Source organism: Promicromonospora sp. NPDC057488, assembly GCF_042802395.1.
Taxonomy (GTDB): domain Bacteria; phylum Actinomycetota; class Actinomycetes; order Actinomycetales; family Cellulomonadaceae; genus Promicromonospora.
Genome location: NZ_JBHVEG010000005.1, coordinates 1 through 17,840, shown reverse-complemented (window position 1 = coordinate 17,840; position 17,840 = coordinate 1). Strand labels below are relative to the sequence as shown.

12 protein-coding genes are annotated in these 17,840 nt (G+C 72.6%); 6 read left to right on the top strand and 6 right to left on the bottom strand.

Annotated elements, in window-relative coordinates:
• Positions 1-222 precede the first annotated feature (222 nt).
• Positions 223-885, top strand: coding sequence for a sulfite oxidase-like oxidoreductase (locus tag ACFU5G_RS01905; RefSeq protein ID WP_377240207.1), 663 nt, complete (start codon positions 223-225; stop codon positions 883-885).
• Between the two features lie 166 nt (positions 886-1,051).
• Positions 1,052-1,768 (top strand): ferredoxin reductase, encoded by a 717-nt coding sequence (locus tag ACFU5G_RS01900; RefSeq protein WP_377240205.1) that lies wholly within the window; start codon positions 1,052-1,054, stop codon positions 1,766-1,768.
• Between the two features lie 181 nt (positions 1,769-1,949).
• Here ACFU5G_RS01900 and ACFU5G_RS01895 read toward each other — a convergent pair whose 3' ends face one another.
• The 3 genes from ACFU5G_RS01895 to ACFU5G_RS01885 form a co-directional block, all read right to left on the bottom strand.
• Entirely contained in the window at positions 1,950-3,608 is a 1,659-nt protein-coding gene (locus tag ACFU5G_RS01895; RefSeq protein ID WP_377240203.1) for a DUF222 domain-containing protein, read from the bottom strand.
• Between the two features lie 288 nt (positions 3,609-3,896).
• Positions 3,897-6,038, bottom strand: a complete 2,142-nt coding sequence (locus ACFU5G_RS01890; protein ID WP_377240201.1) for an MMPL family transporter — start codon at positions 6,036-6,038, stop codon at positions 3,897-3,899.
• A 98-nt stretch (positions 6,039-6,136) separates the two neighbouring features.
• Positions 6,137-6,583 carry a pyrimidine dimer DNA glycosylase/endonuclease V gene (locus ACFU5G_RS01885; RefSeq protein WP_377240199.1) on the bottom strand — a complete coding sequence of 149 codons (447 nt, stop codon included), beginning with the start codon at positions 6,581-6,583 and terminating at the stop codon, positions 6,137-6,139.
• A 173-nt stretch (positions 6,584-6,756) separates the two neighbouring features.
• Between ACFU5G_RS01885 and ACFU5G_RS01880 the strand changes: the two genes are divergently transcribed.
• Positions 6,757-7,437 (top strand): MarR family winged helix-turn-helix transcriptional regulator, encoded by a 681-nt coding sequence (locus ACFU5G_RS01880; protein WP_377240197.1) that lies wholly within the window; start codon positions 6,757-6,759, stop codon positions 7,435-7,437.
• A 13-nt stretch (positions 7,438-7,450) separates the two neighbouring features.
• On the opposite strand, the gene ACFU5G_RS01875 is transcribed toward ACFU5G_RS01880, so the two are convergent.
• The 3 genes from ACFU5G_RS01875 to ACFU5G_RS01865 form a co-directional block, all read right to left on the bottom strand.
• Positions 7,451-9,652 (bottom strand): beta-galactosidase, encoded by a 2,202-nt coding sequence (locus ACFU5G_RS01875; RefSeq protein ID WP_377240195.1) that lies wholly within the window; start codon positions 9,650-9,652, stop codon positions 7,451-7,453.
• Between the two features lie 37 nt (positions 9,653-9,689).
• Positions 9,690-10,943 carry a LacI family DNA-binding transcriptional regulator gene (locus tag ACFU5G_RS01870; protein ID WP_377240193.1) on the bottom strand — a complete coding sequence of 418 codons (1,254 nt, stop codon included), beginning with the start codon at positions 10,941-10,943 and terminating at the stop codon, positions 9,690-9,692.
• A 183-nt stretch (positions 10,944-11,126) separates the two neighbouring features.
• Positions 11,127-12,791 carry a glycosyltransferase family 2 protein gene (locus tag ACFU5G_RS01865; RefSeq protein WP_377240191.1) on the bottom strand — a complete coding sequence of 555 codons (1,665 nt, stop codon included), beginning with the start codon at positions 12,789-12,791 and terminating at the stop codon, positions 11,127-11,129.
• A gap of 131 nt (positions 12,792-12,922) precedes the next feature.
• Between ACFU5G_RS01865 and ACFU5G_RS01860 the strand changes: the two genes are divergently transcribed.
• The 3 genes from ACFU5G_RS01860 (at position 12,923) to ACFU5G_RS01850 (ending at position 17,782) form a co-directional block, all read left to right on the top strand.
• Positions 12,923-14,263, top strand: coding sequence for a sensor histidine kinase (locus tag ACFU5G_RS01860; RefSeq protein WP_377240189.1), 1,341 nt, complete (start codon positions 12,923-12,925; stop codon positions 14,261-14,263).
• Between the two features lies 1 nt (position 14,264).
• Positions 14,265-14,918: a response regulator gene (locus ACFU5G_RS01855; RefSeq protein WP_377240186.1), complete on the top strand. Its 654-nt coding sequence runs from the start codon at positions 14,265-14,267 to the stop codon at positions 14,916-14,918.
• A gap of 293 nt (positions 14,919-15,211) precedes the next feature.
• Complete coding sequence (locus tag ACFU5G_RS01850; RefSeq protein ID WP_377240184.1) at positions 15,212-17,782, top strand: amylo-alpha-1,6-glucosidase; 2,571 nt, start codon at positions 15,212-15,214, stop codon at positions 17,780-17,782.
• Positions 17,783-17,840 lie beyond the last annotated feature (58 nt).

Below are 17,840 nucleotides of genomic sequence, written 5' to 3'. Positions count from 1 at the left end.
AGCGGGGTTCAGCGGGGTTCAGCGGGGTTCAGCGGGGTTCAGCGGGGTTCAGCGCGGTTCAGCGGGGTTCAGCGCGGTTCAGCGCGGATCAGCCCGCCCGGCCCGGCCCGGCCCGGCCAGGCGCGGCTCGGTCCGGCTCCGCCAGGCGCGGGTCGGCGTACTCTCGCCCGGATCGAGGTCCCGGCGGATGACGGCGACGCCGTCGTCGCACTACCTTGAGGCATGACCAGCACGACCCCGCCCGCAGCGGGCGGCCCCGACCCCGTCGGTCTCGACCACGGCCTCGGCGCAACACTCACCCCGGGCTTCCGCGGCAGGGCCCGCCCCGAGGGCGTCACGCTCCCTCCCGGGCAGTACGCGGAGACAGGGTTCCCGGTCCTCTCGGCCGGCCCCACACCCAACGTCGACGCCTCGACCTGGAGCTTCACCGTCACCGCCGAGTCCGGCGCCACGAAGACCTGGACGTGGTCGGACCTGATGGCGCTGCCCCAGGACCGGCCGACGGTCGACATCCACTGCGTCACGCGCTGGTCCAAGTTCGGTACCCGCTGGCGCGGCGTCTCTCTCGACGTGCTCCTCGCGGACGTCGAGTCCACGGCCGACTTCGCGATGGTGGGCTCGTACGGCGGCTATACGACCAACATCCCGGTCGCAGAGCTGCTGGGCGGCAAGGCCTGGATCGCACACACCTTCGACGGCAAGCCGCTGCACCCCGAGCACGGTGGTCCCGCCCGGCTGCTCGTGCCGCACCTGTACTTCTGGAAGTCGGCCAAGTGGGTGCGCTCGCTGACTCTCATGCCGACGGACCGGCCCGGCTTCTGGGAGAAGCTCGGCTACCACGACCTCGGCGACCCGTGGCGCGAGCAGAGGTACCAGGGTGACTGAGGCAGCGACCGGGGCAGCGAGAGCTGCGACAACGGGGACCGAGGTAACAGGAGCTGGGACACCAGGGACTGGGACAGCGGCGACCGGTGCGGCAGAAGTTGGGGCAGCGGGCGCACGGCTCGGTGCGCGCTACGCCGTCCCCTCCGGCTGGCAGGTCGCCACGCTCGTGGAGCGGCGCACCGAGAGCGGCTCGGCCGAGACGCTGGTGCTCGACATCCCCGACTGGCCCGGCCACCAGGCCGGACAGCATCTCGACCTGCGCCTCACCGCACTGGACGGCTACACCGCCGAACGGTCCTACTCCCTGGCGAGCGCACCGACGCCGTCGGGCAGCGGGGGCGTGGAGGTCACCGTCCAGCGCGTGCACGACGGCGAGGTCTCGCCCTACCTCGTCGAGGAGTTCCCGCCCGGTGCCGCGATCGAAGTGCGCGGACCCATCGGGGGATGGTTCGTCTGGGATCCCGTGCGGGACGCCGGCACGCCCGTGCTGCTCCTGGCCGGCGGTTCGGGACTGGTCCCGGTGATGTCGATGGTCCGCGCTCGCCGAGCAGCGGGCGACCGCACCCCGTTCCGGCTCATCTACTCGGTGCGCACGCCGGAGGACCGCCTCTACACCGACGAGCTCGATGCGCTCGCCGCCCGTGGTGACGGTTTCGAGGTCAGTACGGTCTACACGCGGGCGGTCTCGCTGACGGCGCTTCGTGGCCCGCGTCGGCTCACCTCCTCCGAGCTGGCGACATGGGGCTGGCCGCCTGAGCTCGAACCCCGGGTGTACATCTGCGGTCCGACGGGCTTCGTCGAGGCGATAGCACGCATGCTCGTGGCCCAGGGACACGACCCGGCGCGCATCCGGACGGAACGCTTCGGGCCGTCGGGGGACTGACCGACTCCAGCCTGCCGTTGCCCAGCCCGTCGCCGCCCGGCCGAGCTCGATGCGGTCTGGACGGGTCGGGCTCGGTCTGGCTCATGCTTCCCGACTCGGTGTTCCTCAGCTCGAGTGGCCCGGGCCGGTCCGGAGTGTCGCGACTCGGCCCGGCCCGATCTGGTCCAGCCCGGTCGGCCGGTCATGTGCCGGTCGTTCGGGTGGGGCGGGTGACGTGCCCGTTGGGGTGGGTGAAGTGCCAGCCGTTGTCGTAGTGCATGACGATGTTCTGCTTGTCGACCAGGTCATGGTGGTGGTAGCAGAGCAGGGCGGCATTGGTCGTGGAGGTCTCGCCGCCGTGCGCCCAGTGGCGTAACGCGTGGTGGACCTCGCACCGCGTGGGCGGTTGGTCGCACTGGTCGTACACGCAGTGCCTGTCGCGGGCGATGACGGCTCGGCGCAGCTGACCCGTGACCGTGCGCTTGGCCCGACCTACGTCCAGGATCTGCGAGTCCGGTCCGAACACGATGCGGGTCACCTCGCTGTCGCAGGCGAGGCGCCGGAGGAGTGAGGCCGGTACCGGGCTGCTGGTCTCCGTGAAGACCGCTGGACGCTTGATGTCGGGGACGCCCGCCGGAGTGCTCGGCCCGGCATCGCTCATCCCGTTTCGGCCTGGTCCAAGGGGCTTGACCCTCGTGCCGTTCGGCCCAGAAACGCTTGTCCCGGCAGGGTGGTCATCGGTGGTCGGCCGAGTGTTGGCCTGGGCGGTGACCCGGGCGACGTTCTTGGCAGCGAGGGCCTGGAGCTCGGTCCAGGAGACCGTGACGCTCAGGTGGGGTCGGACGGCGGCTCCCGTCCCGGTGTGGCCGTTGTCGAGCACCACGCGGCTCAGGTCGGCGAGGGCCTGGGCGCGGCGCTGGCCAGGTGTGCGGTCGTCGTCGGCGGCGGGAGCGCCCATGACCGAGGCGATCGCGGTGGTCAGCGTCTGGCCGTGCTCCTCGGTGAGGAAGCCGCTCAGGTGGTAGCCGCCCGTGGTGGGTGCCACGTCGAGGTACTCGCGCTGGCCGGCCCTGGTGAAGCCGCGCTCGTCGGCGTCGGGGTCGGCGTGCCGGGCGAAGTAGCGCACCAGGCCACGGAACCGGTCGGGCCCGTTCTCGTTCGACCAGACGAGCAGCTGCTCCTCCCAGGTCGGAACGGCCGGTGCGAGTGCGTCGTCCGTCGGGCAGTCGACCTCGGCCGTCCCGTCCGTCCCCGGGACAGCCGTCGGGCCGCTGGTGGGAGCGACCGGCTCGATGGTGATGGGTTCGACGGCAGCTGGTTCGACGGCGGCTGGTTCGACGGCAGCTGGTTCGACGGTGGCGACGTCGATCGCCGGCGAGGCCAGGGCTTCGGTGCGGGTCGGGCTGGTGGTGGCGAGGTCGACGAGGGCACGGACCTTGTCGGCGCCGACCCGGCCGGACAACGCGGCGAACAGGGTGGCGGGCAGGTGGTCGCGCAGTGCCTTCGCGGTGCGGACGTCGCGGCGGGCGGTCTGGGTCCGGGTGTCCTCGGTGCGGGCCAGCCAGACGGCGAACGAGCGAGCTCCGGTCTGGGCCCAGAGTCCAGCGCTCTCGATGCGTGGCAGGATCGACCAGCGCGCGGCGTCCAACCGGGTGCCGGCCACCCGGAGGCGGGCGGAGGCAGCTACGAGGCGTGCGGTCGTCATGGGCTCCGTCGTCACAGGATTCGTGGTCGCAGCCTTCGCCTCCGACGTGTCGGTACCCGGAGTGAGGGAGCGGGTCAGCTCGTCGAGCAGCTTGTCGAGGTCGGCAAGGACGTCTTCCAGCGGGCGTGCGGTGTCGTTGCCCTCCGCTCCGACCATGGTCCCCACCACCTCTCCTGCGCCACCGTCCCGCCACTCCGACGTTGTCTCCAGCCTATAGAACAAATGTCCTCGCGATTGGGCAGATTCAGAATCTGTGGATAACTCTTTCGAGCCGCATCGGCGGGAGGGTGGGACCGCGTCGGACGGGGGATTCCGGGCAGGGGAGTTCGCGCAGAGGAGTAGGTACAACTCGGGCCCGCCGGCGAGGAACACCCGCCGACGGGCCCGAGACCCTTGCGCCAGAGTCAGCCGCCCCAGCGCTACCTACTACTTGCTGCCCACCATCTACTGCCTCCCGCGCCCCAGCTTGGACGGCCACCAGACCGCCCGGCCGATGTCGTACGTCAGCGCCGGCACCAGCAGGGACCGCACGATGAACGTGTCGAGCAGCACGCCGAACGCCACGATGAAGGCGAGCTGGACGAGGAACAGGATCGGGATCACGGCCAGCGCCGTGAACGTCGCGGCGAGCACCAGACCGGCCGACGTGATGATGCCGCCCGTCAGCCGCAGCCCGCGCAGCACGCCCTCCCGGGTGCCGTGCACCAGCGACTCCTCGCGGACCCGCGTCATCAGGAAGATGTTGTAGTCGATCCCGAGCGCGACCAGGAAGACGAAGCCGAACAGCGGCACCGCCGGGTCGGCCCCGGGGAATCCGAGCAGGTCGTTGAACACCAGCGCCGAGACGCCCATAGCGGTGCCGAAGGACAGCACCGTGGTCAGGATGAGCAGCACCGGCGCGAGCACGGCCCGCAGCAGCAGCATCAGGATCACGAGGATCACCAGGAGCACGATCGGCACGATGACCGTGCGGTCGCGGATCGAGGCGTCGTTCGTGTCCAGGTCGGTGGCGGACTCGCCGCCGACCAGGGCGGCGGGCAGCTCGTCGGCATAGGTCGCGCGCAGGTCGCGCACGGTCTCCTCCGCGGCCAGTGAGTCCGCGGCGTCGCCGAGCGTGCCCTGGAGCAGGACGGCGCCGTCGGACACCACGGGTTCGGGGGCCGGGGACCCGGGCGGGCCGAACGGCTGGACGCCGTCCTCGGTCACCGTGGCGGTGTTGCTCGCGGTGTCGGCGGTGACCGCGACGCCCTCGATCCCGTCGTCCGCGAGCAGGACGTCGGCGGCACGCTGCAGGTCCTCCTGCGGCGCGATCACGTAGACGGGGCTGCCCGAGCCGGCCGGGAAGTGCTCGGCGAGCCGCTCCTGCCCGTCGCGCGCCTCGGAGGAGCCGAGGACGAGGTCCGACTGCGGCACACCGGAGGCCTGGAGCTGGGTGATGCCGACGCAGCCGAGCGCGAGCACCGCCGCCGTCGTGATCCAGATGGTGCGCGGCCTGGCGCGGATGACGCGCGACACGCGCCCCCACAGGCCGGTCTCCAGCGCGCCGGACTCCGCCGCGGCGGGGTCGTACACGGGTCGCCGCGGCCAGAACGCCGCCCGGCCGAACGCCAGCAGCAGGGCCGGGAGCAGGGTGAGCGCGGCGAGCATCGAGAAGGCGATGCCGACGGCGGCGACCGGGCCGAGCGTGCTGTTGGAGCGCAGCTCGCTGAACAGCAGGCAGAGCAGGCCCGCGATGACGGTCCCGCCCGACGCCAGGATCGGCTCGACCGAGCCGCGCAGCGCACGCAGCGTCGCCGTCCACTTGTCGGGGTTGTGCAGCAGCTCCTCGCGGAACCGGGCCACGTAGAGCAGGGCGTAGTCGGTCGCGGCACCGATCACGAGGATGAACAGGATGCCCTGGGTCTGCCCGCTCAGCAGCAGCACCCCCGAGTTCGCCAGGTGCCAGACCGTGAGCAGCGCGACGCACAGCGCGAACATGCTGGTGGCGAGCACGGCGAGCGGCAGCAGCAGCGACCGGTAGACGATGATCAGGATGACCAGCACGGCCGCCAGCGCCACACCCAGCAGGATCCCGTCGATCCCGGCGAACGCGGCGGCCAGGTCGCTGGTGAAGCCCGCGGGGCCCGTTACGTACAGGTCGACGCCGTCCGGCAGGTCCTCGGCGAGGACCTCGCGCAGCTCGGCAGTCGCCTCGCCGACGTCGGCGTCGCCGGACAAGGGCACGAACGCCTGCGCGGCCACGCCGTCGTCGGAGGGGATCGCCGGGGAGACGTCGCCGTCGACCACGTCCAGGTCGCCGACGGCGGTCAGCCGGTCGCCGATGGCGGTGAGGTCGTCGTCGGAGAGCTCGTCCGGGGAGACGAACACGACCAGCGCCGGGATCGCGTCGCCCTCCGTGAAGCCGGACAGGCGCTCCTGCACCTCGGTGGCCTCGGCGGTCTCGGGCAGGTAGGCGGTGCGGTCGTTGGAGGAGACCTCGTCGATGCGGCCGAAGAACGGGCCGCCGACCGAGGCGCCCACCAGCCAGACGAGGATCAGCACGGCGGGCAGCATCACCCGTAGCCAGCGTGGAACGCGGGTGGTCATCTTCGAGGAGCCTGTCTGAGAGGGGGAGTGGGAAGGGGAGTGGGAGGGGGATTGAGAGGGTGATGAAGAGGGTGATGAAGAGGAGTAGACGGTGCCGCTCACGAGGTGACCCGCTCCCAGCTCGCCACGCCGCCGGGTACGACGGCGAACAGCGGGTGGGCGGCGGGCGGGCCGGCCGAGACGATCGTGGCCCGGTGCCCGGGGGAGCGGACGGCGAGCTTGCGCAGCAGGTGCTGCCACTCGAGGTCGAGCTGCCCGGAGGTCACCACGATCCGGGCATCACGGGTGCTCGGATCGAGCGGTCGCGAGATGCGCTCGGCGTCGAACTGGTACCCGCGGCGCGTCGCCTCGTCCCGCACGCCGTGGAGGTAGGCGGAGATGGCGGCGGTCGGGTCGGGGTGCGCCCGGAACCGCTCGAGCTGGGGGTGTGCGGTGTATCCCGCGGTGCGGTCGAGCAGTACGGCCTGCGCCAGGAGCGCCTCGCGCCAGCAGGCGGCGAGCCCCTGACGGTCGAGCAGCGCGGGATCGAGCGACCAGAGCCTCATGGGCGTCGTCGGCTCCTTCATATCGTTACGGTTGCCAGCACGGTCACCGGCACTGTTGCCGGCGGCTCGGATGTATCAGGGGTCGAGCAAGATGTGCCGCAGCTAGCGAGAATTTAGCTAGCCAGGCTATATTCAAGTGTATGACGCATTATGTGCGGGGGTAAAATCCGAGCGTGGAGCCTGAAACCGAGCCGGACATCGAGCCCGAGCCGTCGATGCTGGACCCTCGCGTCATGGACCCCGACGAGGAGATCGTGCGCAGAGCCGGCATGGACGAGCAGGACGTGGACCAGGTCGTGCGCGTCCTCGAGGCCCTGCGCGGATGGCGCGAGACCGAGCGGCGTATGAGCGAGGCGTCGCGTCGTTACATGAAGCTCGGCGACACCGACATGCGTGCCCTGCGCTACATCATCGCCATGCAGAACCACGGTCGCATCGTGACGCCGGGCGCCATCGCGGAGCACCTCCGCATCACGACGGCGTCGACCACCAAGCTCATCGACCGGCTCACCGCCGGCGGGCACGTGCTCCGCTTCCCGCACCCGTCGGACCGGCGCAGCCTCGCGATCGAGGTGACGGACGAGACGCGGCGGGCGGCCCGCGAGTCCGTGGGGCGCAGCCACGCCCGCCGGTTCGACGCCGCCGCGCGCCTGACGCCGAAGGAGCGGGAGATCGTGGCGCGCTTCCTCGACGACCTGGCCAACACCGACCGCGAGCCCGGAAGCAGGGACGGCGAAGGCGTGGGTCACCCTGGTACGCACCAGGTCGCCGGGCACGGGACGGACGGCGGACCGGGCGGGAGCTGGCGCCGGGTCATCGAGGTGGGTCCGGAGGAGCTTCTGGACCAGGACTGACCCGGCGCCGCACTCACACCTCCAGCAGCACCCGCACGTCCCACGCGCCCAGGCTCAGCTCGGCGCCCGCGGCGAGCTCCTCGCCGCTGATCAGGTCGCGGACCGCACCCGGCAGCACGAACGTGCTCGGCTCCCAGGACCACGAGTGCACGAACCGCACCCGCCCGCCGGCCGGGTTCCGCGCCCCGGTCACGGTCTGCGACGGCGCCTGCGGTCGCCACACCGGGCCGGCGCCCGGCTCGGTCGGCACTTCCGCCTCGGCCGTAGCATCGACCAGAGCTCCGACCGCCGCCCCGCTGTGCCGCGCAGCCCAGTCGAGCACCGCCCGGGCCAGCGCAGGGTCGGGCACCGTGCCGACCGTGGTGACCCGCCCGGCGCCGTGCGCCCGCGTGGTGACGGCCGGCCAGCGCCCGAAGTGCGGGTGCTCGTACTCGACCAGCGGGTCGGCGTCGAGCACCTGCAGGCCGTCCACCCAGCTCGTCGCGTGGGCCTCGGCCAGGGCCTCGGCGGGGACGTCGAAGCCCACTGCTCCGTCCTGAGGCGCCACGCCGCGCACGGGCAGCGGCGCGTCGATGCTGGCGAACTCGTCGTAGAAGACACCGGCCGCCGCGCTCAGGTGGGCGGGCTTGCGCTCTGCCCGGGCCCGCGCCTCCTCGTCCTCGTAGCCGGTACGGATGCCGAGCACGAGGTGCCCGCCCGCCGCCGCGTACCGCTCCAGCCACTGCAGCCAGGCGTCGTCGGCGATCGTGACGCCCGCCGCGACCAGCACCGGCTGCTCGCGCGCGGCGTCCTCGGGGCTGCCGTCGGTGAGCTGGGCGTCGTGCACGAGCCGCGCCTGCAGGCCGGCGTCGAACGCCCCGCGGTAGAAGGAGTCGAAGATGCGGTGCCAGCCGCGCGGGTCCGGGCCCGCGCCGCCGCCGAGCTGCGGGAACTCCGCCAGGGACCACTTGCTCGGGTTGGACCAGACCAGGGCGACGTCGGCGTCCGGGGTCAGGTTCGCCACCGCCGGACCGGCCGCGCGCAGCTCGGCGCCGAGCTCCGCGACCTGCCGGTAGACCCGGCCGGGCTCCAGCGAGTGCGGCAGGACCCCGCCCCAGTAGGTCTCGGTGCCGTACGGGAGCGTGTGCCAGTGCCAGTACTCGATCATCGTGGCGCCGCGGGACACCAGTGCCCAGGCAGCCTGCCGCCACTGGCCGTCGTAGGCGGGCTCGTTCTGCCAGGGACCGCCGATCGCCTGCGCGTTGGTCTCGGTGACGAGGAACGGCGCCTGCTTCGAGGCGTACATGCGGTCCGCCGTCGCGTACAGCGACCACGTGCCCGTCGTCATCCAGGCCTGGTCGTCGTCGACGCTCGGGGGCAGCGTCAGGTGGTCCCGCATGCGGTAGTACGGGTTGCCGGCGGTCACGTCCAGCTCGCGCGTGAGGGCGTCGTCCTGCACGGTCGGTCGCTCGTAGGAGATGCAGGTGGTGACGAACTGGTCCTCGCGCGCGTACTCGCGCACGACGTCCGCCTGCCAGCCGATGAAGTCCGTGGTGAGCTGCGCCTGGAACCGGCGCCAGGCGAGCGCGTACTGCGGCTGCGCGTTGCCGGACGGCGTCCACAGGTCCGCCCACGAGGACAGCCGGTGCGACCAGTACGTCAGGCCCCACTCCTCGTTGATCCGCTCCACCGTGCCGTAGGTGCCGCGCAGGTGGTCGACGAACCGCTCGAAGACCTGCCGGTTGTAGAAGATCTCGTTCCCGGGCTCGTTGTCCACCTGGAAGCCGACGACGGCGGGGTGGTCGGCGTACCGGGCGGTGACGGCGCGGATGACCCGCTCGGCGTGGAACAGGAACGCCGGGTGCGTGTAGTCGATCTCCTGGCGCGCGCCCCAGCCCATCTCGCGGCCGTCCTTGCGCACCACGTTGATCTCCGGGTACAGGCGCGCCAGCCACATCGGCACGGCGTACGTCGGCGTGCCGAGCACCACCTTGATGCCGCGCTCGTGCGCGCCGTCGAGCACCGGCTGGAGCCAGTCCAGGTCGAAGCGCCCGTTCTCGGGCTCCCAGGTGGACCAGACCGACTCGCCGACGCGGATCACCGAGAAGCCCGCCTCGACCATCAGGTCCAGGTCCTTCTCCAGGCGGCGCCCGCGGCGGTCCTCCGCGCGGTGGTACTCGTAGTAGTAGGCGGCGCCGAACAGGACGCCGTCGCTCAGGTGGTGCAGGGGGTTCATGCTGGCCTCTCGGGTGGGTGGCGGCGGTGCTGGGCGCTCAGGGTGTGGTGGTCTCCGTTGCGGTTTCCGTCCCGGTGGTCTCTGGCCTGGTGGCCTCTGGCCCGGTGGTCTCCGGCCCGGTGGTCTCCGGCGTGGTGCCGGACGGCGGCGCCGTGCTCTCCCGGACCACGAGCTGGGTCGGGACCAGCCGGTGCCGCTCGGCGGGCGGGCGGCCCTCGATGGCGCGAACCAGCCGGTGCACGGCCAGCCGGGTCACCTCGGCGAAGTCCTGGCGCACCGTCGTCAGCGGGGTGGACAGGTACTCGGCCTCGGGGGCGTCGTCGAAGCCGACGACGCTGACGTCGTCCGGCACGCGCAGGCCGGCCTGTTCCACGGCCCGGATCGCGCCGATCGCCATGTGGTCGTTGGCGGTGAAGATCGCAGTGACGGGCGCCGGGACGGGCGTGGTGTCGGGTGCAGCGTCGGGCGCGCCGGCAGCGCGGCGCAAGAGCTCCCTCGTCGCCTCGTACCCAGACCGGGGGCTCCAGTCGCCGTGCAGCACCGCGGGCGCCTCGACCCCGGCGTCGGCCAGCGCACCGCGCCAGCCGGAGATCCGGCGTGCGGTGGCGGCCCACCCGGCGGTGCCCGCGACGTGGTGTACCGTGCGGTGCCCGAGCGACAGCAGGTGCGCGGTGGCGGCCCTGGCCCCGGCGATCTCGTCGGCCCCGAGCACCAGCTCGCCGGGACGGCCCGCGTCTGCCTGGGTCCAGTCTGCCGGGGTCTCGTCTGCCCGGGTCTTGTCTGCCTGGGTCTTGTCTGCCTGGGTCTTGTCTGCCTGGGTCTTGTCGGCCGAGGTCTTGCCAGCCGGGGGCTCGGCCGTCGGCGAGTCGAAGCTGAGCACCGGCAGCCCGGCGGGCAGGCGCAGCTCGGGGTGACCCAGGTCGATCGGCTCGGAGAGCACGAGACCAGCGACGTCCTGGGCGGTCAGCTCGTCGATCGCGGCCTGCAGGTCGGCGACCCCGCCGCCCTGCGTGCGCGCGACGCTCAGGTGGTAGCCGGTGCCCCGCAGGGCGGCGTCGACCCCCTGGAGGATCGACGTCGGACCGTACAGTGCGGTGCCCATCGTGACCATGCCGATGCGCTGGTTCCGCCGCGTGACCAGCGCCCGGGCCGCGGCGTTCGGGCGGAAGCCCAGCTCCTCGATGACGGCCTGGACCCGCGCGCGGATGGGCTCGGCCACATGCGGCTCGCCGTTGACGACGCGCGAGACCGTCTTCTGCGAGACGCCGGCGCGGCGGGCGACGTCGGTCATCGACACGCGCGGTTTCGGCGTGAGCGGTATCGGCCCGTGCGGTACGGCACCCATCCGAGCAGCTCCCTTGCCGGTCCCGGGCGGGGTCGCGAGTGTGCTTCGACCGCGCCCTGACTACGTAGTCAATGGGGGGAGCGAACCACGGGCTGACTACGTAGTCAAGAGGTCTGCCGTGGGCCCGGCTCACTCTGCGCGCTCCCGTGCCGGCCGCCCGCCCAGCCACGAGAAGCCGACGGCTGTGATAGCGACCGCGCAGAACACCCCGGCCGGCGTGACCGTCCCGGTCAGCAGCACGGCGACGACCAGGGCGGCGCTCGCCGCGGCGAGCTCGGGCCGGCGTCGTCCGAGCGTGGACCGCAGTCCCGGCCCGGCGCTCTCCTTGGGCGTAACCACGAACCGAGCCCGGTTCCCCGCGGCGACCCGGAGCACCGCTCGCAGCGCGACGACCGCCACGGACGCGTAGAGCATGCCGCCCCGCATGAGGAAGATGGTCGCGGCCGCCACGGAGCGAGCGACGGAGGACACCGCGCCGACTATGGAGGAAGCGGACACCGGTCCTCTCCGCCGGGCCCGCCCGACCTGCCGGGCCCGCCCGAACCGCCGGAGGGCCTCGGGCAGCAGCGGCACGGCGCCGAGGATCCCGAGCGAAGCGCCGAACGGAACGGGCAGTCCCGGCGCTCGTCCGGCCGCTGCCGCCAGGGCGAACACGAACAGGGAGACCGTCATCACGGCGCCCACGAGCGGCCCGGCGAGGTCCACGAACACGTCCAGCCGCCGCGCCGGGCGCAATCGGGAGTCGAAGAGCAGGCTGCCGCCGCGGCCGAGGAACTGCATGGCACCCTCCGAGAACTTGCCGAGCTGCACGGCGAAGGCCGTGTAGTCCGCGGGGGCGTCCTCGACGGAGACGAGGTCCGGCACGTACCGCACGGTGCGCCCGCGCCGCGCGAGCTCGAGGGTCAGTGCCGCGTCCTCGGCGACGACCTCGGGAAAGCCGCCCGCCTCGCGCAGCGCGGCCACGTCGAGCAGGGCGCCGCGACCGGCGAAGGTCGAGATGCCGAGGTAGGAGCGGCCTGCCGACATCGCGCGCAGGTGGGCGTCGAACATCCCGCGGAAGTCCCTGACGAAGCGGGTCCCGCCGGGTCGCGAGCGGACCTCTCCCTGCACCACGGCCACCTCCCGGTAGGCGTAGAGGTGGCGCAGGGCGACGCGCACGAAGTCCGGGCCGATCTCCTGGTCGGCGTCCAGGATCGCCACGGCACCGACGCCGTCTGCGTGGTGCCGCAGGTAGTTGTTGAGGTTCCCGGCCTTGAACCCCTGTCGGCTGCTGCGCCGCACCACCTCGACGGAGGCCGGTGCGCAGCTCGCCGCGAAGGCGTCGACCGCGGCGCGTGCATCGCTGGTCCGCGAGTCGTCCAGGATCACCGTCCGCACGCGCGGGTGGGACTGGCGCATGCTGCGTCGAACCACCTCGGGCCTGAAGTCGTCCGCCGTCGGGTACAGGAGTGCGACGACGACCAGGTCCAGGTCCCGCTCCAGGTCCGGGTGCGACTGGCGTGCCCGGGACCCGACGGAGGGGTGCCGGCGGCGGTACGACGCGGCCAGGAGCAGGGCGGCGCGTACGCCGACGAGCCAGGCCCCGGCGATCGCGCCGGCGGCGAGCGGCGTCGTCAACCAGAGTGCCGGGCTCGATGGCGGCGTGGCCGCGGTGAGGCCGAGCCAGGCGAGCACCGCGAGCCCGCCCCAGGCGAGGGCGAGCGAGAGGGCGGGCAGAACGGCGGAAGGCGTGCCTGCCGGGGCAGCCGGTCGTCCGGGACGCGGAGGGGGCCCGTCGGGACCTGTGATCACCATGCCTGACATCCCAGCCGGGGAGAGTGCCCTGGTCACGGGCGTGCGGGCGACAGCAGGGGTAGACCTGGCACTACCCCTGAGGTCCACCCGGCACCCTCCGCGGCCGAGTGCCCCGGCGGTACCGTGAGGGCGTGCGCCGACCCGACAGCCTCGCCCTCGCCCTGAGGCACCCCGGCTACCTGGTGTCCGCGTGGCTGCCCCGGGCCTGGCTGTTCACCCTCACGAGTGCGCTGCTCACCGGTCCGTTCGCGATCCTTGTCTTCAGCGGTGTGCTGCAGTCGCAGCCGCTGTACGCGCTGATCGCCCTCCTGGTGGCCGTCACCCTGGCGTGCAGCCCTCTGATCGCCCGGCTCGACCGGTTGCGCGGCACGCTGGTCGGGCAGGACCGGATCGCCGACCCGCACGCGCCGTCGGACCGGTCTGGCGTCGACCGGGTGCGGCTGCGTCTGGGGGAGGCAGCGACGTGGCGCGAGGCGCTCTACGTGGCGGCCTGCCTCGTGATCGGCTGGGCCTGCGCCGGAGCGCACTTCCTCGTCGTCGCGGCGGTGACGGCCGCGGTGACCATCCCCGAGCGGCTGGTCGCGGGGGATCCCGTCTGGGACGCGAACCCGGCGGGTGTCATCCTCGGCCTCGCCGTGGCCGTGGTGAGTCTCCCGGCGCTCGGCTACGTCGTCGGGCTGCTCGCGCTGGCCCAGACAGCGCTGGCCCGTGCCCTGCTCGCGCCGCGTGGCGACGAGCTGCGCCGGCAGATCGAGCGGCTCACCGCGTCGCGGACGAACCTCGTCCGGTCGTTCGAGGGCGACCTGCGGCGGATCGAGCGGGACCTGCACGACGGCGCCCAGCAGAAGCTGGTCACCCTCACGATCGCCCTCGGGTCCGCCGAGCTGGACGCCGCGGACCTCGCGCGGGCGGGGGCCGACGTCACCCGGCTGCGGGCCCACCTCGACCAGGCGCACGACCTCGCCGAGGCCGCGCTCGAGGACCTGCGCTCGACCGTGCGGGCGATCCACCCGCGGGTGCTCGCCGACCACGGGCTGCCCGCGGCCGTGCACGAGCTGACGTCCCGGATGCCGATCCCGGTGGACCTGACCAGCACCGTCGAGGACCGCCTCGACGCCGAGATCGAGCTGTGCGCCTACTTCGTCGTCAGCGAGGCCCTGACGAACGTCGCGCGACACAGCCGGGCGCGCAGCGCACGCGTCGAGGTGGTGCGGGACGGCGACGTCCTGACCGTGCGGGTCGACGACGACGGTGTAGGCGGCGCGGACCCACGCGCGGGGACCGGGCTCGCCGGTCTGCGCGAGCGCGCCGAGGCGGCGGACGGGAACCTGACGGTGACCAGCCCGGCCGGCGGTCCGACGACGATCGCGCTGCTGCTGCCGGCGCGTGCGCCTGCCGTACCGGGCGGGGCGGCCATGCCGAGCGGGGCGGCCATGCCGAGCGGGGCGGCCATGCCGAGCGGGGCGGCCTGAGGTGCGGGTCGTGCTGGCCGAGGACTCGGTGCTGCTCCGGGACGGACTGGTCGGGCTGCTCGAACGGGTCGGGCACCAGGTGGTGCACGTGACCGGCGACGCCGACGAGCTCGTGCGCCTGGTGCTCGCCGACGGCGTGCACGGCGAGCTGCCCGACCTCGTCGTGACGGACGTCCGGATGCCGCCCCGGCTGGAGAACGACGGCATCGACGCGGCGGCGGAGCTCAGGCGCCACCATCCCGCCCTGCCCGTCGTCCTGCTGTCCCAGTACGTGGCCGACGCCTACGCGCGCGATCTGCTCGCGGGATCCGCGGGCGGTATCGGCTACCTGCTCAAGGACCGGATCGGGCGCGTGAGCGACGTGATGACGTCGCTGGAGGTCGTGGCGGCCGGCGGGACGGTCATCGACCCGCAGATCGTCAGGTCGCTGCTCGACCGGCGGGCGTCGCCGCTGGACTCTCTGACGCCCCGCGAGCGCGAGGTGCTCGCGCTCATGGCCGAGGGCCGGTCCAACCCGGAGATCGCCCAGCGGCTCGTGGTGAGCGACGCCGCGGTGGCCAAGCACATCGGCAACGTGTTCGCCAAGCTCGGCCTCACCGTCGACGAGACCGGACACCGCCGGGTGCGGGCCGTGCTCGCGTACCTCCGCGGCTGAGCGGGCGCCGGCTGACCGGGCGCCGGCTGAGCAGCGCGCCCGCCGGACGGCGGATGGGCCGCCGATGTGCGCTTCTACCCAGTCATTGGGCCCGAAATCACGATGTTTCCTGGCCGAATGACGGGGTAGAAGCGCACATCGACGGCACCGGCGGCGGGCCGGCTCGGGTCCGCCTGGCCCGTCGGCGGCTCCTGGCCTGCCCGGCGAAACCCCTCACTTGGCACTTGTGTGTCATGTGACCAGCATCTACTGTTCGGGTTGTTAGCGCTCACATCGACGTGAAAGGTTCATAGATGAACCGACGAACGACCGCCCGGTTCGGCGCTGCCCTCGTGGCGAGCGCCCTGGTCACCGTCCCGCTGGCAGCGGGCGCGCTGGCCGCCGACGGCACCAGCGTCCAGGGAGACGGCAACGGCGCCGCCACCACAGCCACCAGCACCACTGCGACCAGCACGACCGCCCCGCAGTCCACCGAAGCCGCCGGCACCGGAGCCGGCTCGTCCGACGACGAGTACGCCCCGCGTTCCCTCCCGTTCGCCCTGCCGGGCTTCAAGGAGCAGGAGTTCGACGGCGCCCTCCTGGTCGGCGAGGGGCACGCCCGGTTCTCGCTGGCGTTCAACATGGTGACGCCGGCGGGCCGCGTGCTCGACGACAACATGGTCCCGTGGATCAAGCGCATCGGGACGGTCACGCCCGACGGCTCGTACTACGAGATCGACATGACCACCGACAACCGCAACATCACGCCCGAGACCATCGGCGCCCTGCGCGCGGTGCTGGCCCACCCCGAGGACTGGTCCGACGCCGAGGTCGCCAAGGCGCGCGAGCAGCTGCCGGTCCAGGAGGCCGCGTACGAGGCCGCCCTGCGCGACACCCGTACCGTCCGGCTGCGGTTCTCGACCACGGACGACGGCGAGATCGTCGGCTCGGCCACCGCGCTGACCGACCACACCGAGGTGTTCCTCCAGGCCAGCCCGCCCTGGGCGGAGCCGAGCACCTACCGGCCCGACGGGGAGCGCTCGATCGTCGCGACGTCGGCGGGGGTGCGCGACGCGTCCCAGGTGGGCAGCTTCCGGCTCGACTCCACCGAGACGCCCGAGGAGACCACCGGCTACGCGAGCGTCGCGGAGCTCCTCAAGGGTCTGGTGGGCAAGGAGTACGCGGCGGGCGAGGGTGCCGTCGCGCAGCGGTACGCCCTCGACGAGGGCGAGACGGTCGCGTTCCACGCCGCCGTCTCGACGTCGGCGCCCGAGCGTTCGCGCCTGAGCACCCGCGACGTGACGCGCATCCTGGACCGCGCCGAGGCGCGGGCCGACGACGACAACCTGAACGGCCGCGGTCCGACCGGCCAGGCCGCCACCTACATGCGCGACGCCATGTCGCTGAACGACAACTGGGACGAGAAGTACGACCGGTCGTTCGTGATGTGGGGCCTCGGCGGCGGCGGTGACGACATCTTCCTCGGCTGGGACTCGGCCTGGGACGCGATCACCGAGCTGAGCGTCGACCCGGCCACGGCGCTCGACCACATCCGCGACTTCTACGACCAGAAGGGCCCGCGCTACGACCAGCTCCACGCCGGGCCGATGCACACCTATGCCGCCTGGCGGGCGTACACGCGCACGGGGGACCGCAGCATCCTCGAGCTGGTCTACCCGATCATGACCCGGTACATCGAGCGGATGCCGGAGTTCGACACCGACCAGGACGGGCTCCTGGAGAGCCCGTGGGTCGAGGAGCGCCGCGGCGGCCGCGGCAACCACCTCGGCCTGGACGACAGCCCGCAGTACTGGAACTACGTCGAGGTCCCGCGCGACGGCGGCACGGACACGCGCGAGAACACGAACCTGACCGACGTCGCCCTCAACTCCTACTACGGGCTCATGGCCGAGAACCTGGCCCAGATGGCCACGGAGCTCGGCGACACCGCCGGGGCCGAGCGGTACACGGCGCTGCACGAGCGGCTCGAGGTGCGCATGAACGAGCACCTGTGGAACGAGGAGCGCGGCCTCTACCTCAACCGGTACCTCGACGGGAGCTGGGAGCCGACCAACACGCCCACGGTGTTCTACCCGCTGTTCGGCGGGCTGGCGACGCCGGAGCGCGCGGAGATCCTGGTGCGCGACCACCTGCAGAACCCGGAGGAGTACGGCGGCGAGTTCGTGATCCCGAGCGTCGCGCGCAACGACCCGGCGTTCTGCGCCGGGCGGGCCAACCCGTCCACGGAGGCGTACCGGTACTTCCAGTCGCCGGGCGAGGAGGACTCCTGCGAGGAGTGGCAGGGCGCGGCCTGGCCGCCCATGAACGCGACCGTCTACGACGGCCTCAAGCGGTACGGCCTGGACGAGGCCGCCGCCGAGCTGGCGACGAAGTCGACCAAGATGTGGCTGACCTCGTACCAGGAGATCGGTTGGTTCCCGGAGTACTTCGACGCCGAGCCCGGTCAGCTCATCAACAACGTGGCGACCGACACCGCGTGGCGCACCTACTCGTGGTCCAACCTGATGCCGCTGATGAGCACGCAGGAGCTCATCGCGGACGAGCCGTGGGGCGACGCCGCCGGCTTCCGCTTCGGCACGCTCGGCCTGCCCGGCACCAACACGGTCTCCGAGGTGCCCCTGAAGGGGCACGCGTGGTCCGTGACAGCGGGTCCGCGGACGACGACGCTGGAGCGGGACGGCCGCACCGTGGTGCGCGCCGTCGGCGGGCGGGTCGTCGCCCGGAACGTGGTGCTCGACGCCGCCCGCGGCGAGAACGGCATGGACGTCACGGCGACGTCGCGCACGACGATCACGGTGACCGTCCCGGGCAAGGCGCCGCGCGTCTTCCAGGTCAAGAAGGGTGACACCCACCTGACCTGGTGACCCGAGACCGTCGGATCCCGGCAGACGTGTCAGACCCTCAGGTCACTCTGGTGACCTG

Excerpts from the sequence above, each read along its gene's own strand:
- ACFU5G_RS01885 (WP_377240199.1), bottom strand. The coding sequence starts at position 6,583 with ATGAGGCTCTGGTCGCTCGATCCCGCGCTGCTCGACCGTCAGGGGCTC.
- ACFU5G_RS01865 (WP_377240191.1), bottom strand. The coding sequence starts at position 12,791 with ATGGTGATCACAGGTCCCGACGGGCCCCCTCCGCGTCCCGGACGACCG.
- ACFU5G_RS01870 (WP_377240193.1), bottom strand. The coding sequence starts at position 10,943 with ATGACCGACGTCGCCCGCCGCGCCGGCGTCTCGCAGAAGACGGTCTCG.
- ACFU5G_RS01895 (WP_377240203.1), bottom strand. The coding sequence starts at position 3,608 with ATGGTCGGAGCGGAGGGCAACGACACCGCACGCCCGCTGGAAGACGTC.
- ACFU5G_RS01875 (WP_377240195.1), bottom strand. The coding sequence starts at position 9,652 with ATGAACCCCCTGCACCACCTGAGCGACGGCGTCCTGTTCGGCGCCGCC.
- ACFU5G_RS01905 (WP_377240207.1), top strand. The coding sequence starts at position 223 with ATGACCAGCACGACCCCGCCCGCAGCGGGCGGCCCCGACCCCGTCGGT.
- ACFU5G_RS01850 (WP_377240184.1), top strand. The coding sequence starts at position 15,212 with ATGAACCGACGAACGACCGCCCGGTTCGGCGCTGCCCTCGTGGCGAGC.
- ACFU5G_RS01890 (WP_377240201.1), bottom strand. The coding sequence starts at position 6,038 with ATGACCACCCGCGTTCCACGCTGGCTACGGGTGATGCTGCCCGCCGTG.